Source organism: Pedobacter psychroterrae (assembly GCF_004331695.1).
Lineage (GTDB): Bacteria > Bacteroidota > Bacteroidia > Sphingobacteriales > Sphingobacteriaceae > Pedobacter > Pedobacter psychroterrae.
Map to the genome: position 1 here is coordinate 214,302 of NZ_SJSL01000007.1, position 18,141 is coordinate 232,442.

Here is an 18,141-nt window from a genome sequence, read left to right on the forward strand (position 1 = left end):
CTTAAATAATACTAATCGGCACCTCCAATAACACTCAATTGCTTAAACTGAGTTTCAGATAATTTAGCATCCCTGTTTTGCTCTGCAGAATATTCTGCCATTAAACCTTGCGCTACTTTAACCATCTCAGGCGAGCCAATAAATATAGCTGTACGTTGGTGCAGTTCTGAAGGCTCAATGTCCAGAATCCTGTTGAAGCCATCGGAAGCAATCCCTCCGGCCTGTTCAATAATAAATGCCATGGGATTGCACTCATATAGCAGACGCAATTTGCCATTTGGTGAACTTGCAGTAGTCGGATAGATATAAATACCACCTTTTATCAGGTTTCTGTGGATATCGCCTACCATTGATCCGATGTACCTGGATGTATAAGGTCTGTTTGTTTCTTTATCCTCTACCTGAGCATACTTGATGTATTTTTTAACCCCTGTTGGGAAATGCACATAATTACCTTCATTAATAGAGTAAATATTACCAGTTGAAGGCACCTTCATGTCAGGATGCGAAAGACAGAACTCCCCTATTGACGGATCCAGGGTAAATCCGTTTACTCCCTTGCCTGTTGTATACACCAGCATGGTAGAGGAACCGTATATTACATAACCGGCAGCAACTTGCTCAGTTCCTTTTTGAAGTACATCTTTCAGTGTAGCTACACCATTGGTAGATTTTCTTCTGTAAATAGAGAAAATTGTTCCTACCGCTACATTACAGTCTATATTAGAGGATCCATCAAGCGGATCGATGCAAACTATATACTTGGCGTTTTTTGACACAGGTGAATCGATCGGCACAAACTCATCCTCCTCTTCTGTAGCTACGATACAACACTCGCCTCCGCTGGTGAGGGCACTGATAAACTGCGTATTGGCAAATACATCCAATTTCTGTTGCCCCTCACCCTGAATATTAACGGTACCCGCTGCGCCAAGTATATCTACCAGACCTGCCTTGTTCACCTCCCGGTTGACTATTTTTGAGGCAATTCCAATATCGCGCAGCAGCCTTGACAGCTCGCCTTTTGCGTAGGGAAAATCTGCCTGTTTCTCTATGATAAACTGACCCAGTGTAGTGATACCTGACATATACTTAGTGTAATTAATACGTTATCTGTTACCTATTTCTATGGCGACTAAGTTATGTACTTTTCCAGCTGTAACACAAAATTTAATTAAAGTTTTTATTCTATGCCAGCCCGAATTTCCGGCCGAACCTGGGTTTATATGCAGACAATCGATTTTTTTATCATATATCACCTTCAGAATATGAGAATGCCCGCAAATAAATAATTTTGGAGGCTTAGTGTATATTTCACTCCTTACCTGAGGCGCATATTTTCCCGGGTATCCGCCAATATGAGTCATCCAAACGTCCAAATTCTCTATGCTAAATCGTATATGCTCCGGAAATTCATTCCTGATCTCTTTGTCGTCTATGTTCCCATATACGCCTCTTAAAGGTTTAAATGCGACGAGCTTTTCTGCTACATCCGGACCAAAATCGCCTGCATGCCAGATTTCGTCGCAATCCGCAAAATGTTTAAATACAGCATCATCCAGGAAGCCATGTGTATCAGAAAGTAAACCTATTTTAATCAAAATATCGATTTTTATCTAGCACAAAGCTATTGATATAATCAAAATGCAAGGAAAAAATCTTTTAGCAATTCCTTATAAGCATGCGTATAAACACCTTCCGCTTCATAAATATAGAGACGCTCCTCTTCTGCAGCACGCGTTGTACGTCCTAGTGCAATGACCTTTCTGATCACCGGTTTGGTAACATCAGAGCAAATACTGACCTCCTTGTGAAGCACCAATCCAGCTGTTTTCCCTATACTTACCACCTGATCTGCTGACTTAACCGGAAGGATCAGCCACAATACACCCACTTCACTTAGCAAAGTGGCAGCTTTTAATACCAGTGTTTCAAAAAAATCCTCAGCAGCATGACGCGCCAGGCTCTTCCTGCTTTCGGGATTTTTCAGGTCATTTACAAAAAAAGGCGGATTGGAAATGATCAGGTCATATCTGTTTTCTGGTTCATACGCTGCAATATCTGTTTGAAATGCACTGACCCTGTCGGCAAAGGGAGATGACCTGAAGTTGCCGGCCGCGGCAAGTGCTGCAGAACCGTCTATTTCTACTGCATCTATCAGCGCCGTTGGAAAACGCTGTGCCATCATCAGCGCAATCACCCCTGTACCAGTACCGATATCCAGGATGCGGGACGGCTTTACATGTGCTGCTATTGCAGCCAAAAGGACTCCATCGGTATTGATCCGCATGGCGCAACCTTCCTGGTCTACCTCAAATTGCTTAAACCTGAAAACATTTCCCATACCTGATAAAGCAGCTGCATCTAAAATAGCAACAAATGTAAGATATATTACAATCTAACCTTATCCATTTAAAATTTAAAAGCTAAATTTGCACTTTCAAAAAAAGAGAGCATGATCTATTTCTTCCTAAGCCAGTCTACCACGGTTTTCGCTTTACAAATTGAACGCGAACTAAACGCAACTGATGTTACAAAACTTGAATGGCTGTTTGGCGGCGCCAAACTACAACAGGAGAACACCTTAACCGGATTTCATATTGGCCCGCGTGCCGCAATGATCACCCCCTGGAGCACCAATGCGGTAGAGATTACACAAAACATGGCCATTGAAGGAATCATCAGAATCGAAGAGTTTGGAAAGGTAGCTGAAGATTTCGCAGGGTACGACCCCATGCTTTCGCAGAAATACGACGAACTTAACCAGGAAATTTACACCATTAATATACTGCCAGAGCCCATCTTGCAGATCACTGATGTGGCAGCATACAATAAGCGGGAAGGACTTTCACTGAGTGATGATGAGGTGGAATACCTGGAAGGGCTGGCAGAAAGATTGGGCAGACCACTTACAGATTCAGAAGTATTTGGTTTCTCGCAGGTTAATTCAGAACATTGCCGCCATAAGATCTTCAATGGCAAATTTGTGATCGATGGAGAAGAAAAGCCAACTTCACTCTTTAAACTGATTCGCATGACCTCTGACGCACACCCCAACGATATTGTTTCTGCCTATAAAGACAATGTTGCGTTCATAAAAGGACCGGTAGTTCAGCAGTTTGCACCTAAGCGTGCGGACATACCTGATTATTATACGCTGAGTGATTTTGAATCTGTGATCTCGCTAAAAGCGGAAACCCATAACTTCCCTACTACGGTAGAGCCATTTAATGGTGCTGCTACAGGTTCTGGTGGAGAAATCAGGGACAGGCTGGCAGGCGGACAGGGTTCGCTACCCCTGGCAGGTACTGCCGTATATATGACAGCCTTATCCCGCCTGGAAGAGGGCCGTGCATGGGAAAACGGCGTAGCCGAAAGACAATGGTTGTATCAAACACCCATGGATATCCTTATCAAGGCCTCTAACGGCGCTACTGATTTCGGAAATAAGTTTGGTCAGCCACTCATCACAGGATCAGTACTGACCTTTGAACACGAAGAGAATTCAAGAATACTTGGCTTTGACAAGGTGATCATGCTGGCAGGTGGCATTGGTTATGGTAAAGCAAGCCAGGCCCAAAAACTTAAACCGGCTGAGGGCGACAAGATCGTGATACTGGGTGGTGAAAACTACCGCATCGGTATGGGTGGCGCAGCAGTATCATCGGCTGATACCGGCCAACTGGGCACAGGCATTGAACTAAATGCTGTTCAAAGATCCAATCCCGAAATGCAAAAACGTGCGGCAAATGCAGTGCGCGGGATGGTGGAATCTGATCACAACCCGATTATCTCGATACATGATCATGGTGCAGGCGGTCACCTCAACTGTCTTTCTGAACTGGTTGAAGAAACAGGTGGAAAAATCGACCTGGATAAGCTTCCTGTAGGTGACCCTACCCTGTCTTCCAAAGAAATTATTGGCAACGAATCGCAGGAACGCATGGGTCTTGTGATTGGCCAGAAAGACATAGATACCCTGCAGAAGATTGCAGACCGGGAGCGCTCTCCAATGTACACCGTAGGTACGGTAACAGGAGATCACCGCTTTACGTTTGAATCTGCTACTACAGGCGTAAAGCCAATGGACCTCGAGCTGAAAGACATGTTTGGCAGTTCTCCAAAGGTAGTTATGGACGATAAAACCATCGACAGAAAGTACCAGCCTGTTGTTTATGATATTGCACAACTCAGTACTTATCTGGAGCAAGTATTGCAGCTTGAAGCTGTGGCTTGTAAGGATTGGCTTACGAATAAAGTAGACCGCTGTGTAGGCGGGCGCGTGGCCAAGCAGCAATGTGCCGGGCCATTACAATTGCCACTAAACAACTGCGGGGTAATGGCACTTGATTTTCAGGGAAAAGAAGGTATAGCAACTTCCGTAGGGCATGCACCACTTTCTGCCCTGATCGATCCGGCCGCCGGAAGCCGCATAGCTATTGCTGAATCCCTTTCCAACATTGTATGGGCACCTTTAAAAGACGGACTGAAAAGCGTATCGCTATCGGCCAACTGGATGTGGGCCTGTAAAAACGAAGGTGAAGATGCAAGGCTTTATGAAGCAGTGAAAGCCTGTTCAGATTTTGCGATCTCTTTAGGCATCAACATCCCGACAGGAAAAGATTCCCTGTCAATGAAGCAGAAATACAAAGACGGTGATGTAATTGCCCCGGGTACAGTAATCATTTCAGCAGGTGGTAACTGCAACGACATTACCAAGGCAGTGGAACCTGTATTGCAAAAGAACGGGGGCTCCATTTATTACATCAACCTTTCCAATGACAGCTACAAACTGGGAGGTTCATCCTTTGCCCAGATATTAAATAAAATAGGGAATGAAACACCGGATGTAAAAGATGCGGCTCAGTTCAGCAATGTATTCAATACCATCCAGCAGTTAATTTCTGATGAAAAAATACAGGCCGGACACGATATAGGCAGCGGTGGTTTGATCACTACCCTTTTAGAAATGTGCTTTGCCGACCGTGATCTGGGTGCAACGTTTGACTTATCTTCGCTAGCTGAAGAGGACAATATTAAACTGCTTTTCGCAGAAAATATAGGTATCGTTTTCCAGGCGGATGAAGCTGTTGAAGTTACGCTTAAAACAAATGGCATTACTTACCATAAAATTGGTGAAGTAAGCAATACAGCGACGCTAACTATTAAAAATGGTTCATCAGAAAGTCTGAACTTTGACATCGATCACCTGCGGGATGTGTGGTTCAAAACATCCTACCTGCTTGACAAAAAACAAAGCGGACCGGTAAAAGCCAAAGAACGCTTTGACAACTACAAAAACCATTTACTGAAATACAGCTTCCCTGCTGGTTTTGATGGCAGAAAACCTGCAATAGACATTAGCAAACCACGTCCTAAAGCAGCCATCATCCGCGAAAAAGGAAGCAACTCTGAGCGCGAGCTTGCTAATGCGATGTACCTGGCAGGATTTGACGTAAAAGATGTGCACATGACCGACCTGATCACCGGCCGCGAAACATTGGAAGACATCCAGTTCATCGGCGCTGTAGGCGGATTCTCCAACTCAGACGTACTAGGCTCGGCCAAGGGATGGGCGGGTGCCTTTATGTATAATGAAAAAGCACGTGTAGCACTGGAAAACTTCTTCAGCCGTCCAGACACCCTTTCTGTAGGTGTTTGTAATGGCTGTCAACTCTTCATTGAGCTCGGCATGATCAATAAAGACCATGCTGAAAAACCTAAAATGCTCCATAACAAAAGTGGTAAGCACGAAAGCATCTTTACTTCGCTCACCATTGCAGAAAACAATTCAGTAATGCTGTCCACCCTCGCAGGAAGTACGCTGGGTGTCTGGGTATCGCATGGCGAAGGCCGTTTCCAACTGCCATATGAAGAATCAAAGTACCGCATCGTAGCGAAATATGCCTATGAGACCTACCCTGCCTCACCGAACGATTCTGACTATAACACAGCAATGATGTGTGACGAAAGTGGCCGCCACCTGGTTATGATGCCGCATATTGAGCGTTCATTGTTCCAGTGGCATTGGGCAAACTATCCGCAAGGACGTAAAGATGAAGTTTCCCCATGGATGGAGGCTTTTGTCAACGCACGGAAGTGGGTAGAAGCTCAGGTTTAACTTTTGGCTTTTTAGTGTAGATCAGGATCACTCCGTTCCTGCCTCTTTCGCCGTAAGCGGCTATGGCCTGCCCGTCTTTAAGGACATGAATGGATTCTATATTGTTCTGGTCTACATCTTCCATTACTGGCGGTATTTCTACTCCATCCAGAAGATATAGTGGCTTTTCCTTACCCTGTTCCTTTTGCACACGTACGCTTGATTTCACTAACTGCTGCTGCACGGTAAATTCAGGCTTGGCAAAAGCCCATAAAAATACCGCCAGGGCAGGCAGCACTGCTAAAACGGCTATTTTCTTAACCGGTCCGGAAGCAGGCTTTGCCAGCATTTTTATCCTGCTCAACTGGTACTGATAAAATGAACTCGAAAACGAAAATACACGCGTACCAACACAATGGTTTACCAATACCGCGCGATATATTGCGGGGGAGTTTCCTTGTTGCAGTACCGCCTCATCTGCAAGAAACTCATGGTTCTGCCTGATGGCCTGTAAGTAGAGCCAGGCAACCGGATTGAACCATTGCAGTGCACACACCACCTGCGCAAGCAACAGGTCTGCCCAGTGCTGCTGCTTTACATGCGCCCGCTCATGTTCCATCACCAGTTTTCTTTCAGTGGCCGACAGCTCGTCGGAACCGTCTAGAATAATGTAATTAAAAAAGGAGAAAGACGATTTAAAATCATCAGCTTGCACCAATCTATACCCATCCCCGCTGCTGTAGCCCGTTCTGCTGATAACCTTTTTGATCTTTAACAGACCAACGAAATGGCGCAGTAGTAAAATACACACACCCAGTCCGTATGCACCCATCAGGCCATAGATCCAAGCATTGCTACTTTCTTTAGCGTTTTCCAAACCTCCGCCTGTATTGTTTGCCGGTACATTCGTCACAGGTATAATTACCTCATAGGTATAAGTATACAAAGGCAAAATAAGCGAGCAGAACAGTCCTGTCAGCATAAAAAACCTGTTGAACCGATAAAAGGTCTCGTTTCTAAAGAAAAACCAGTAAACACCAAAAAACAATGTGCTGCAAAGTGCCGATTTCAGCAGATATAACCCAAATTCTTCCATCGTTATTTCTTTTTATCCTTATTCAATTCTTCTTTGGTATCCCTGATCAGCAGATCAAGCTCTTCAATGGTATAGTTGTTTTCCCTGGCAAAAAAAGAGGCCATGGCAGCAAAAGAGTTGTTGAAATAATTCTTTAGTAAACCCGACAACTGAGATTTAGAGTAACCCTCCTTGCTGATCAGCGGACGGTATACATTAATCCTACCCTGGCTGCTGTGTGCGGCAAAACCCTTATTTTCCAGGATAGTCAATACCGTTGCCACTGTAGTTCTTGCAGGTACCGGTTGCGGAAGCTTATCACGGATGTCCTGGACCGTACCTTCTCCCAGATCCCATAATACCTGCATGATCTGCTCTTCAGCCTTCGTCAGCTGTGCTGTAACCATTTTATCCATAGCGTATTAAATATATGACTAATTTTATAGACCTGCAAAATAACTATTTAATTTTAAACCTTACCTTCATCAATACCTGCGTGGGCCTTAGGTCGTAACTGGAATAATATGACCCTATACCGTTATAAGCAGCAGCTATGTAGCGCCTGGTATTGAAGATATTGTTATACTCCAGTTTAAACTCCAGCTTTTTGAGGTTGTATCTAACACCCGCGTCCGCAAAGTTCATCCTCCTGCCATCACCTGTTACCGCACTATTAAAGCTATACTCATATTTCAGGTTGATGACCAGCCCATTTACAGGAAAAAGATTGAAACCCGCCGATTGAGCGGCCGAACTGATGGGAATAAAACTCCTTGCATCATTTTTTATGATATTTTCACTTCTTCCATAGCGCAGCCCGTAATCAAAATCTGCCCATTCACCTAATTTTCCGTTGATACTTGCACCTGCAGAATACGACTCGTTAAGAAATGCTACGATCTCTGTCTGATTGAGCTGTGTATTCTCAGAATTATTGTAACCAGCATTCAGGCTGATCTTCTGAAAAATACCTTCCAGTCCCTTGTCTGCACTGAATGAAAAATTATACCCATTGGCTGTATTGGGAATATCCAGCGTCCGTCTTACCGCCAGGAAGCCCTGAAATTCATTGCCATAAAGCAGGTTCATCTTTGAGCGGTAATAGCTTCCGGACCACGAAGCAAAAAGCATTTTTATAGGGTGGCCATACTTGATGCTCATGTTGTAAGATTGCGTACTCCGTTCAGGCAACTGTCCAATATTTTGAACCAGGTAGCGGTAGGACTGCATGATGTAGCCTGTATATCCATTCTCTGCGCCGTCAATACTTTGCGCATAACCTGCTTGTCCGTACAGCTCCCAAAGCAAATTGAGCTTATACCTGGCAGACAGCGAAGGCGTAAAAAAAATACGTGCCTGATGCTTGTGGTTGCCCGCAACCTGGTCATTGCTGTACTGACTGATATTACTAAGCGGCAGTTTAAGTGTCAGGTTTGATTTCTTATCCGCATAACTGTATTCAGGTGTTAAATAAATATCGTATCTGTCCCAGTTCAGATTATTGCTCAGGGAATCTGCCGTGTTACCTGTAGTCCCATCCTGGGTCAGGCTCTGCAGTTCAGAATTTAACCTAAGCAGACTGGCATTTGCTCCTGCCACGTAATTTTGCCTGAACCTTCCGTGCTGCATCCCAAAACCAATATTGGTGTTCGATACAAACAGGTTCTGTCTCAGTGATTGCCTCGTCCCGCTGAGGGTACCCGGATCGCTGAACAGTGCGGGATACAACACTGGCCGCACTTCAAGGCCATCATCGAGCCTGCCATAACCATTATACGAATTGATCCGGATGGTGCTTTTCTTATAATTCCTGATGACACTCAGGTTATTGCTGACTTTGAAATAAGGTGCGCTCCTATCCTGTTCAATAAACTGAGCATTTTCTACACTACCATATTCATTCCGATGGAGGTCGCCGCTGAACCTGACCGAATTATCAAAATAGAGGTATTCCTTATTGGCATTGAGCTTTACCGTCGCATCCATATAGTGAAAGCCTTCTATAGCCTTCATCCGCTCTTCTATCACCAGCGTACTGTCCCCCGGCAGGTAATTTTCTAAGCGGGAATAGCTATCCTTTATCTGCCTGTCGTTGAGGTAACTGATATTAGCAGTAAGCTTATAATCCTTACCAATTGTACGCAGGTTATTCAATGAAACAGCGTTGTCCCGGTTTAGCAGGTAGCGTTTCCTGCCTACTCCGGGGCCTGAGGGCGACTGGATACCCAAGGAAACCGGGAAGCCGAGGCTATTGTCGCCACCATAAAAATTCTGCAGATCAGTAGCCGAATCATCACCTGTATTATTTCCCTTGTAGGTAGCCATGAACTGCTTTCCCTTGCCAAAGTACATGCCAAATAGCTCATTGTTCCACAGTACTGGCGCCAGGCCTGCGCCCAACTGGGTATTGGCTACGAGGACATTCTTTGCGCCTTCTTTAAGTTTGAGATTGATAGCACCCTGATCGCTGAACTCTTTGTTCTTCAAAGCCTTTACCGGCTGATGGTTTTCCAGTACCTGTACCGTCTCCACATCCTGCGCTTCCACATTGTTGGTGGCAATGTTGTAGCGTCCCTCCAGCATGTCCTGGCCTTCAATATAGAATTTACTGATCGGTTTATCATGGTAACTAATGGCACCATCCTCGGCCACCTTAATTCCTGGCATCTTTTTCAGCACCTCGCCTATTGTCCTATCATTTTTTCCTGTAAACTGGCCGACATCATAGTTGAGCGTATCATCCAGTCTGCGGATCTTTGGCGGCTTTACTTTTAATTCTTTCAGCACGATGCTTTCATAGGCCACATTAAAATTTAGCAAGCTGCTTTTATTGGGATGGGTAATCGTTTGTTTTTTTACGCTCATACCCGAAACTGTGATCACAACACTGTCTGATGACGTCTTAAAGCTCAGCTGATAAGCACCTTTGTCATCTGTAAGGGCATAGGTCAGCAGCAATCCAGTGTCTTTAGTATTAACCGTAACGTTTATTCCTGCCGCAAGCTTGTTATCCGCACTGTTTTTTACGCTTCCGCTGATCCTGGTCTGCCCATAAGTAAGGGAGCAGGAACAAACAAGAAAAACCATTGAGAGCGCTGAGAGCGTTGAGAGCGTCGAGAGCGTTGATCTAAACTTCATTCCAATTCCATTGAAACAGGTTCGTATTTACCGGATATTTCGGCAATGCTCATATCACCATTCATAAGATTGATCTGCATACCCATTCCACGCTTCATCACCTGCTTATCAAACTCGGCCCTGGTACATTTTAAATAGTCTGATTTGCTTATGAACAAGGGAAATGGCGTTTTAGGCTGTGTTAATCCGATCAGGCTAAAGGAAAACAGCTGATCGGCATCTTCCACTTTCAGGATCAGCCCGGGCAGACCGGAGAACTTCCAGGGCCCATCACTTACAGGGATCTCTGTAGTAAACCATGCAGCATAATTTCGGCCCCTAAATTTCAATATAGCCTTCTGACAGGGATAACCAGCGATCGTATCCGTAACTTCTACCAGCTCCCAGTTGAGCTTACCAACTTTATCTTCATATTGCAATTTCGTGGTCCCAGTTGCCCCAACATAGTCAAACACCGTAATGACACCGGCATGCTTATCTTTTACGATCTGATAGCTCTCCCCTTCCATCGTATTGGACATGACGGTGCCAGGCATTTTAGAAAAATCCTTTGCCTCAGCACCTTTATAAATGTTTATGGATTTAATATTTTGCTGATTGGCACTTCCAAATAGCTGGTGAATTGCAGAATCCCGGCTCAACCGGGCAGGATCATAAAACCTCGAAATCTTAGCACCTACATCCAGCAACATAGTGTCGGTACGATAAGGCTTTTCAGCCGTTGTGTTCCTTTTCGACAGTACATAATAGCATCGCAGATTTACGACATCCCGGATCTCCTTGTCAGATTTCTGTGCGAAAGCGCAAATGCTGAAACAGCAAAAGACAGCAGCAATTGAAATTATTTTCATAGTATGAGTAATTGATTAGCAGCACAATATAAGTCTATGTTTTTAGACAAACAAGAAAAATGACACATTTGTCTAAAAATATAGACGCACCATCAGGAATCCAACTATAAGCCACTCTGATCGGGCACTATACTACCTGATCAGCATTAAACTGCCATTTATTAAATATTTCTGATGCTTAGTCTTTATTGTATAATAATAAAGCCCTGCCGGGGCATCGCCATTCTGATATTTGCCATTCCATATCGGATTCTTGCCGGTACATTCAAAAACAAGCAATCCCTCTTTACTAAATACCTGTATTGCTGCATCAGGATCGTTTTCAAATCCGATAAATGTCCAGTAGTCATTTATGCCATCTCCATTGGGACTGAAAGCCTTGGTAGTCATGATTTGCTTTTTACTACAGGCAAGTGCGGAGAGCATAAAAAATACTGCAACAAGTTTATTCTTCATTTTGACTTTTATGTTTGGCAAAACTATGTAAGTATTGAAGTTTTAACAACGAAATACCAACCAAATATTTGACAAAATTTGAATGGTTTTGATAAATTAGCTTGCTAATTATGAAATTATGAAAGCAGTTGTGATTAATGAATTTGGGAGTCCTGACACCCTTACGCTGGCCCAAACAGATCAACCTTCCTTTAGTGATGATCAGGTGCTCATAAGAGTTAGTGCAGCAGGTATCAATCCGGTCGATGCCAAGATCAGGTCGGGCAAACACATATCCAGCGACACACTTAAACTGCCTGCCATATTAGGTAAAGACATGAGCGGTATAGTGGAAGCAGTGGGTAAAAACGTAACAGATTTTAAAGCCGGAGACGAAGTATTTGGCTGTATCAACAACAGCTATGCCGAATATACAGTATGCAGTCCATACCTAATTGTTAAAAAACCTGAAAATATTTCATTTGAAGAAGCCGCAGCAGTCTCACTGGCAGGTTTAACTGCATATCAGGCCATCCATGACCACTTGAAGCTTCTTTCAGGGCAAAGTATCCTGATACAATCAGCAGCAGGTGGAGTTGGCCATTTGGCCGTCCAGTTCGCCAAACTGAGCGGTGCTTTTGTATACGGCACTGCATCTGGCAAGAATGCAGCATTTTTGAGGGAAATTGGGGTAGATCAGCCCATCGACTATCGCACAGAAAAGTTTGAGGATATGGTACAGGATTTGGACGCCGTACTGGAAACAATGGGTGGTGAAGCGCTTTATCGCTCTATCGCCTGCGTAAAGCCCGGCGGCACAGTAGTATGCCTTCCCTCTTCTACCATGAACGATCCAAAAGCCCTGGAACTTGCAGCCAAGAAAAACGTGCAATTGATCTGGTTTATGATGCAGCCAAAAAAGGAAACTTTACAGCTAATTGCAGACCTTATGGGCGAAAAGAAGCTGAAAGTATCCGTTGATCAGATTTTACCTATTGAAAAAATTGCTCAGGCCCATAAAGCAATAGAAGCTCTTGGAGTGAGGGGAAAGATGGTAGTAAGGCTCTAGTACTTATTATTTTACTCAGCCTCGCATACAAGCAGGTTAGACTGTCCCAATCTCTGGCATCCCCTACTTGCCGGTACAGCTACATCCCCTACCGGCAAGTATTTAACAGTACCTGCTTTTTGTGGTACATATATCACTACTTCAGTACGGCTGTAAGAATGTGGTAGATATTTAACATAGTAGCCGTCAGGATGCAAACCCCATACTCCACCAGGGAAATTCGGATCTGCCGGAGCAATCCCGCCAAGCATTGCCAGGCTTTCAATTTGGTCAAAAGAAGCATTGGCTTGATACATCAGTCCGCGGATCTTATTTTCAATTTCAATAATGGTCTTTGCAGGTTCAGGCAGGTTGGCGGTCAATTTAGACATAGCCTCGCCCGACAGATAATCGATCATGGTACTGCCCAGAGAAGAAAGATCGTTCTTGTTGAGCAGCTTAGCCGCAGTCAACTGTAAATCCGGCGATAACTTGCTGAAATTTGTCTTGGCCACAATAGCCCATAGGAGCAGTTGTACTTTACGTTGTTCGATTTCCGGATGTTGCTCCCAGTTTGCGATCAGCATATTGGCTATTTTTTCTTTCGGCCCTACTAACGGGGCGTACAAGTATCCGTTTCCTTTGTCAGGGCCGGATGTTCCAGCTTGCAAGCAGAAACTTTTGAATGTTCCTGTATAAAACCCCGGCTTCAGGGTAAATCCCTCTTCTGCTGAATATTGTGATTTGATGGAGCAAAGCTGCTTTTTTACAGAATCTGCACCAAAACTCGGGGGCATGATGTCGGCTTTATTACAATCGTCAAAATTGGTCGTAATCGGATTGTTTTGCAATAATTTCAGCTGCTTGTTATTGATTAACGATGCAGCACCAGTATTGAGTGCATCTTTAAGTTTTCCAAACTGCGCAGAAGTTTTGGTGGTAGTAAAAAGGCATAGTAATGCCAAAGCGGGGATGATTTTTTTCATGGTAGAACCAAAGTTAAAGGTTTTTACTGGGATTTCAGTTTTGATTTCAGCCATTAAATAATTTATTCCTTTTGATCGGTTTACCCCGTCTAATCAATATCGCATGATACAGACTCGGCACATCATTCTCCCATTTTTCGATGATGATGAGTATTGCAATGATCTCTATTCTGGTAATTATTCCCACATAGAAACAAGTAGCAAACAGCCAACTTGAATCACAGGTATTGATAATCTGTACCAATGTAGCAAGGATGGTCAGCGTCCATACTTTTGAAAGAATGGCATGGGTAGCCACTTCCTTTTTAAATTTCAGGTAACTAACGATGTAAGTCAAAGCCTCCGCACCGAGCAATACCCCCAGTAAAAGGGTATTTTCTTTGAAGAATTCTTTACAAATCAAATATGAACCGACTAGGGCGCTTAACCAGAAAATCTGATCTATGAATGAATCCAATCGGCGGAGCTTAACGGTTGAGACGCCGAGCTTCCTGGCTATAATCCCATCAAAAACATCTGTTATCAGACCGGTTACTAGCAAAGTACTGATAATAACCCGGTAATACTGGGGTTGTGTTAAACTGAGCAGCAGAATGATTGCGCTGAACAATAAGCGGCTATATATTAACAGGATCGGAATATGGATGTAATACTTTCTCACAAAGATGATTACAGAAAAACAAATTAACTTATTTATTTAACTATTGTTATTGCTCTAATGCCGTTGTTATCCCAAACCAATTTGCCGTTCAACCATACTTTTTTAACAAGATCCTGATTATTCGTTTTATGATATTCACACCTGATCGTATCAGTTCCCAGGTCGCCAAATTCCACCAAGGTTTCCGTAAACTTATCCTTATTTAGGGTAGGAAATAAAGTTAATTTCTCCTGGCCATCAGAATGTTTATGTATAAGAACTCCTTTGGAAGCATTCAAATGACGCTCAAAATAAAGCATCTTAACACCGTCCTTCATATAGTAGACATTTATATCGGCCAGCGTAAGGCCATTCGGAGGAGCCAAGAGGTTTTCTGAAGATTTACTGACTAAACTTATTGTAATGTTGGCATCAATGTTCGTGCAGCAATTTTTCTTGCAGGACAAGCCAATTGATGCTACAAGTAACAAGATATATAATGGGAGCGCTTTCATTAACATACTAAAATACTATTTTTACCACAATATAGATATAAATCATCAAAAAGCTATTGGTTCAACTTCTTTCCCGCATCAATGACTGCCTGGTTAACTTCTCTTACCCGCTCTACGTCCATTTTCTCGACAGCACGATCGTAGGTTAGCAGCCCGTTCACTTCATGTTCCACATCAGTGGTTTGCGTATAGACCGCCACGCTCAGCCCCTTATACTTCATCAACTGCTCTACCTGGTCCATCAGGAGCACATATTTATCAGTCAGGGCGCTTTTAGTCGGTTCATAGCCATAGGCATTATTTTCTACCGGCCACATATGTCCCCTTACAAACAGGCCCACCCCTCCAAATTCACCTAAAGATGCTGCACGCTTATCATCGGGTTGTGAAGCATCATTGGGGCCAATATAAATATGTGTATCTACAAAATCTCCATTGCCGGGATCTCCGGCTGCTTTCTGGTAACCTGGATTGTTATTAAAGCCGGAGTTGCCGTTAACCAGCCTTGAAGGGTCATACTGCTTTACCCAGTCGGTAATTTCTTTGACATCAAATGCACCCCAGTTTTCATTGAACGGAACCCAGGCGATGATGGAAGGAGAATTGTACTGATCGTCCATCATGGCTTTGAGTTCCTTGCGAAAGGTTGTCCTGTTTTTAGCCGTGTCTTCATGTTGGTACCAAATGGCCGGCATGTCCTGCCAAACCATTACACCGAGCTTGTCTGCCCAGTAATAGAAACGCTTAGGCTCGGTTTTCATGTGTTTCCTGATGAGGTTAAATCCCGCCTTTTTGGTGAATTCTACATCATATTTTAAGGCTTCTTCAGTTGGTGCGGTCAAAATGCCGTCAGGCCAGTAGCCCTGATCAAGCAGGCCCACCTGCATCACGAATTTACCGTTTAGCAGCGGTCTAACTACGCCGTCAACTTTACCCAATTTGATGTCGCGCATGCCAAAATAGCTGTTTACTTCGTCGGTAACATTGCCGCTTTTATCCTTCAGCGTAAGTTTCAGATCGTACAGAAAAGGATCCTCAGGGCTCCAGAGTTTAGGGTTCTTGATAGGAATATAAAAAGCCGTTCCGGATGCGCCTGTCGCTTCAGCAACGACTTTTTTTCCATCAAGCGCAGCGGCTGATACGTGAGAGGCACCTGCGTTTACCATCAGTTTAAGTCGGCTGTTTGCCAGATCGGGAGTTACCCGGATATTTTTGATGTAATTTTTGCTGACTGGTTCCATCCATACCGTCTGCCAGATTCCCGATGTGAAGGTATAATCTCCGCGGGGACCGTTTTTACCTGAAGGCGTCCGTCCATCATTCGGATCATGTGCCGCAACAATAAGAGTATTACTACCCTGTTTTAAAAACGGAGTGATGTCCAGGCTGAAGGCATCATAACCACCAGCATGACTTCCTGCTTTTTCTCCGTTCACAAATATGGTGGCGTCATGGTCGACTGCATCAAAATGAAGCAGTACCTGCTTGTTCTTCCAGGTCGATGGGATCTCAAAACTCCTTTTGTACCACATATTGATTTCCTGTTTTCGCTCGATGCCTGAGAGTACGGCCTCAGGACAATAAGGCACAAGGATTTGTTCCGTCTTTTCGCCAAAACTGATTGGCTTTGAAGGGTTCAATGCGTTTGCCACTGCTTTACCTCCAATATAATCCCATTTTCCGTTCAGGTTCATCCAATCTTTGCGCTCCAGTTGCGGGCGCGGATATTCCGGAAAAGGAATGGGGGCTTCTATTGCAGCTTTTGTCCATCTGGTAGGTAATTTGGGAATCTGGGCCTTTGATATTTGTGCAGAAAAACTGCAAAACAATAGCATAGCATAAGCAGTCAGTTTAGTGGCGATCTTCATTGTCTGTTTGAGAAAAAGAATAAGTAACGTTAGTTTTCTGCTAATATAAACAAGTTAACTTTAATTCACTAATTTTGACACCATGAAGTTCAAGCGATTGCCATCCATCAAGCTGCCCAGGTACTTTACCATTTTACTTTTGGTACTAAGCTTCTTCACAATTGGCAGTAGCACGGTGTTGTCCACCACACTTCCCTATAGAGCACCTACTGAATGGGTCGCAGGACAACATGTTCAGCAAGATGCCGCAGTGGTTACTGCAGAAAAAACCAGGTATCCCATTCCAGGAAGTGATGAAGTCTATCATTCGAAATTCAATGAATTTAAGTCCGTACTAATTTTTCTTCAACTATCACCACAATTGCATGCAGCGCATTTAGAATAGCTACCGGTTCCTGAAACGGTCTATTTTCAAATCTCAAATTTTCATGAATGAAAAGTTTAAAAAAAACGCTGCGTTTTTTGTGTGTTGTCTTGCTATGTATTTTAGGATCGCTGGGTATTGGCCTTGCTGGAGGAGTTGTTGTGCCCGTTATCCGTCGGCGCGAGGACAAAGCAGTCCAGCAAATTGAACTCGTAGAAGCAGAATCGGGTGTGAAGAGGTAAACAGGAATATATTATTCTGTTTTACAACCTGATCACCTCTAGCGTTTCATCCTTAGATATCTCTTTACTTACACAAGCGAGTATAAGGTTAGGATATCCAGCCATAAATTTCTTGTATTTTGTTGGTTTAAACTGCACATCATTGTATTTTACTTCGTATTTATCCATTCTATTTTCGAGTTTAGAGAAATTATCTTTTATCCACAAAAATTGATAATTTTAAAATACTAACCCAGTATTATCCGATAATATTAAAACATAATCTAAATATTATCGGATAATATTGAAATATTTTCTGTTTAAATGACTTTTACAGCCTAAGTCCAGGAGCCTAGGATAGCCGTTCCTCAAGCAGAAGCCACCCTACGGTATTATTCCAACCAGGCTTTCCCTTATCTGATTCTTATCTGCCTCCTATCTGCATACCTTCCGCTTACGGATGAGCGACCAATGGTTAACGGGCCAGCTTCGGCTGCCAGTCGGGTTTTTCCGAACCTGGCCCGAACCTGAGCCGAAGCTGGCCCGAAGCTGGCCCGAAGCTGAAAGGGTGTCAGATCAAACGCAAATCAAAACGCAAAAAACTGTCTTATACTGAATTGTCCTTACAAAAATCGGATAGTTAAACGGTTAAATCCTTACAATTATAAAAAGATATACTGATATATCCTTACATCAAATTTTCATCATACAGATATGCCCTTACACTGTTTTTTTGGTATTGGCTAAATTCCTGGTTGTGTCTTTTGTCGGGTGTCATCATTTCACAGCTCATGTGGGGTCTTACGTTGTTATATTTTTCTATTGCCTTGCAGACCGGTCCCACCGCCTTGGAATAAGATTGGAATGTCTGATACAGGCCAAATTCTGTTTTTAAGATGC

At 43.6% G+C, this 18,141-nt stretch carries 17 protein-coding genes and 1 pseudogene; 4 read left to right on the plus strand and 14 right to left on the minus strand.

The annotated features are described in order from the left end of the window. Nucleotides 1-11 precede the first annotated feature (11 nt). Genes fbp through EZ437_RS19085 form a run of 3 tightly spaced genes read right to left on the minus strand, consistent with a single transcriptional unit; the run spans nucleotide 12 to nucleotide 2,344 of the window. On the minus strand, nucleotides 12-1,088 hold the full coding sequence (gene fbp, locus EZ437_RS19075) for a class 1 fructose-bisphosphatase (RefSeq protein ID WP_131597663.1): 1,077 nt from the start codon (nucleotides 1,086-1,088) through the stop codon (nucleotides 12-14). A gap of 21 nt (nucleotides 1,089-1,109) precedes the next feature. Further along, complete coding sequence (locus EZ437_RS19080) at nucleotides 1,110-1,601, minus strand: metallophosphoesterase family protein (RefSeq protein ID WP_131597664.1); 492 nt, start codon at nucleotides 1,599-1,601, stop codon at nucleotides 1,110-1,112. Between the two features lie 38 nt (nucleotides 1,602-1,639). Next, the gene (locus EZ437_RS19085) at nucleotides 1,640-2,344 is read right to left on the minus strand and encodes a tRNA1(Val) (adenine(37)-N6)-methyltransferase (protein ID WP_131597665.1); all 705 of its coding nucleotides are present in this window, start codon (nucleotides 2,342-2,344) and stop codon (nucleotides 1,640-1,642) included. A gap of 111 nt (nucleotides 2,345-2,455) precedes the next feature. Here EZ437_RS19085 and purL point away from each other — a divergent pair, with 111 nt between their 5' ends. Then, nucleotides 2,456-6,121 (plus strand): phosphoribosylformylglycinamidine synthase, encoded by a 3,666-nt coding sequence (gene purL, locus EZ437_RS19090; RefSeq protein ID WP_131597666.1) that lies wholly within the window; start codon nucleotides 2,456-2,458, stop codon nucleotides 6,119-6,121. On the opposite strand, the gene EZ437_RS19095 is transcribed toward purL, so the two are convergent. The 5 genes from EZ437_RS19095 to EZ437_RS19115 form a co-directional block, all read right to left on the minus strand. Beyond that, on the minus strand, nucleotides 6,087-7,196 hold the full coding sequence (locus tag EZ437_RS19095; RefSeq protein WP_131597667.1) for a M56 family metallopeptidase: 1,110 nt from the start codon (nucleotides 7,194-7,196) through the stop codon (nucleotides 6,087-6,089). The two genes, purL and EZ437_RS19095, sit on opposite strands and share 35 nt — an antisense overlap. 2 nt (nucleotides 7,197-7,198) lie before the next feature. Further along, nucleotides 7,199-7,591 carry a BlaI/MecI/CopY family transcriptional regulator gene (locus EZ437_RS19100; RefSeq protein ID WP_205942762.1) on the minus strand — a complete coding sequence of 131 codons (393 nt, stop codon included), beginning with the start codon at nucleotides 7,589-7,591 and terminating at the stop codon, nucleotides 7,199-7,201. A 43-nt stretch (nucleotides 7,592-7,634) separates the two neighbouring features. Then, nucleotides 7,635-10,313, minus strand: a complete 2,679-nt coding sequence (locus tag EZ437_RS19105) for a TonB-dependent receptor (RefSeq protein WP_131597668.1) — start codon at nucleotides 10,311-10,313, stop codon at nucleotides 7,635-7,637. Continuing rightward, nucleotides 10,310-11,164 carry a GLPGLI family protein gene (locus EZ437_RS19110; RefSeq protein ID WP_131597669.1) on the minus strand — a complete coding sequence of 285 codons (855 nt, stop codon included), beginning with the start codon at nucleotides 11,162-11,164 and terminating at the stop codon, nucleotides 10,310-10,312. Before EZ437_RS19110 ends, EZ437_RS19105 begins: the two co-directional genes overlap by 4 nt. Before the next feature lie 132 nt (nucleotides 11,165-11,296). Continuing rightward, nucleotides 11,297-11,620 carry a T9SS type B sorting domain-containing protein gene (locus EZ437_RS19115; RefSeq protein WP_131597670.1) on the minus strand — a complete coding sequence of 108 codons (324 nt, stop codon included), beginning with the start codon at nucleotides 11,618-11,620 and terminating at the stop codon, nucleotides 11,297-11,299. A gap of 118 nt (nucleotides 11,621-11,738) precedes the next feature. Between EZ437_RS19115 and EZ437_RS19120 the strand changes: the two genes are divergently transcribed. Then, nucleotides 11,739-12,668 carry an NADP-dependent oxidoreductase gene (locus EZ437_RS19120; protein WP_131597671.1) on the plus strand — a complete coding sequence of 310 codons (930 nt, stop codon included), beginning with the start codon at nucleotides 11,739-11,741 and terminating at the stop codon, nucleotides 12,666-12,668. A gap of 11 nt (nucleotides 12,669-12,679) precedes the next feature. Here EZ437_RS19120 and EZ437_RS19125 read toward each other — a convergent pair whose 3' ends face one another. From EZ437_RS19125 to EZ437_RS19140, 4 genes are read right to left on the minus strand one after another with little or no spacing between them, the layout of a single operon-like run. After that, the gene (locus tag EZ437_RS19125) at nucleotides 12,680-13,687 is read right to left on the minus strand and encodes a hypothetical protein (RefSeq protein WP_225869626.1); all 1,008 of its coding nucleotides are present in this window, start codon (nucleotides 13,685-13,687) and stop codon (nucleotides 12,680-12,682) included. After that, nucleotides 13,680-14,294 carry a CDP-alcohol phosphatidyltransferase family protein gene (locus EZ437_RS19130; RefSeq protein WP_225869627.1) on the minus strand — a complete coding sequence of 205 codons (615 nt, stop codon included), beginning with the start codon at nucleotides 14,292-14,294 and terminating at the stop codon, nucleotides 13,680-13,682. The genes EZ437_RS19125 and EZ437_RS19130 overlap by 8 nt, the downstream gene beginning before the upstream one ends. A 32-nt stretch (nucleotides 14,295-14,326) precedes the next feature. Then, the gene (locus tag EZ437_RS19135; protein WP_131597673.1) at nucleotides 14,327-14,788 is read right to left on the minus strand and encodes a hypothetical protein; all 462 of its coding nucleotides are present in this window, start codon (nucleotides 14,786-14,788) and stop codon (nucleotides 14,327-14,329) included. A 53-nt stretch (nucleotides 14,789-14,841) separates the two neighbouring features. Beyond that, nucleotides 14,842-16,656, minus strand: a complete 1,815-nt coding sequence (locus EZ437_RS19140) for a glycoside hydrolase family 2 protein (protein ID WP_131597674.1) — start codon at nucleotides 16,654-16,656, stop codon at nucleotides 14,842-14,844. An 82-nt stretch (nucleotides 16,657-16,738) separates the two neighbouring features. Between EZ437_RS19140 and EZ437_RS19145 the strand changes: the two genes are divergently transcribed. Both EZ437_RS19145 and EZ437_RS21685 read left to right on the plus strand, forming a co-directional pair. Beyond that, nucleotides 16,739-17,041: a hypothetical protein gene (locus EZ437_RS19145; protein ID WP_131597675.1), complete on the plus strand. Its 303-nt coding sequence runs from the start codon at nucleotides 16,739-16,741 to the stop codon at nucleotides 17,039-17,041. 47 nt (nucleotides 17,042-17,088) lie between these two features. Beyond that, a complete protein-coding gene (locus EZ437_RS21685) occupies nucleotides 17,089-17,262 on the plus strand; it encodes a hypothetical protein (protein WP_165500478.1) in 174 nt (57 codons plus the stop codon). Between the two features lie 21 nt (nucleotides 17,263-17,283). On the opposite strand, the gene EZ437_RS21690 is transcribed toward EZ437_RS21685, so the two are convergent. Both EZ437_RS21690 and EZ437_RS21780 read right to left on the minus strand, forming a co-directional pair. Beyond that, nucleotides 17,284-17,430: a hypothetical protein gene (locus EZ437_RS21690; RefSeq protein WP_165500479.1), complete on the minus strand. Its 147-nt coding sequence runs from the start codon at nucleotides 17,428-17,430 to the stop codon at nucleotides 17,284-17,286. A 499-nt stretch (nucleotides 17,431-17,929) separates the two neighbouring features. Then, nucleotides 17,930-18,141, minus strand: a pseudogene (locus EZ437_RS21780) (hypothetical protein); the annotation flags it as partial.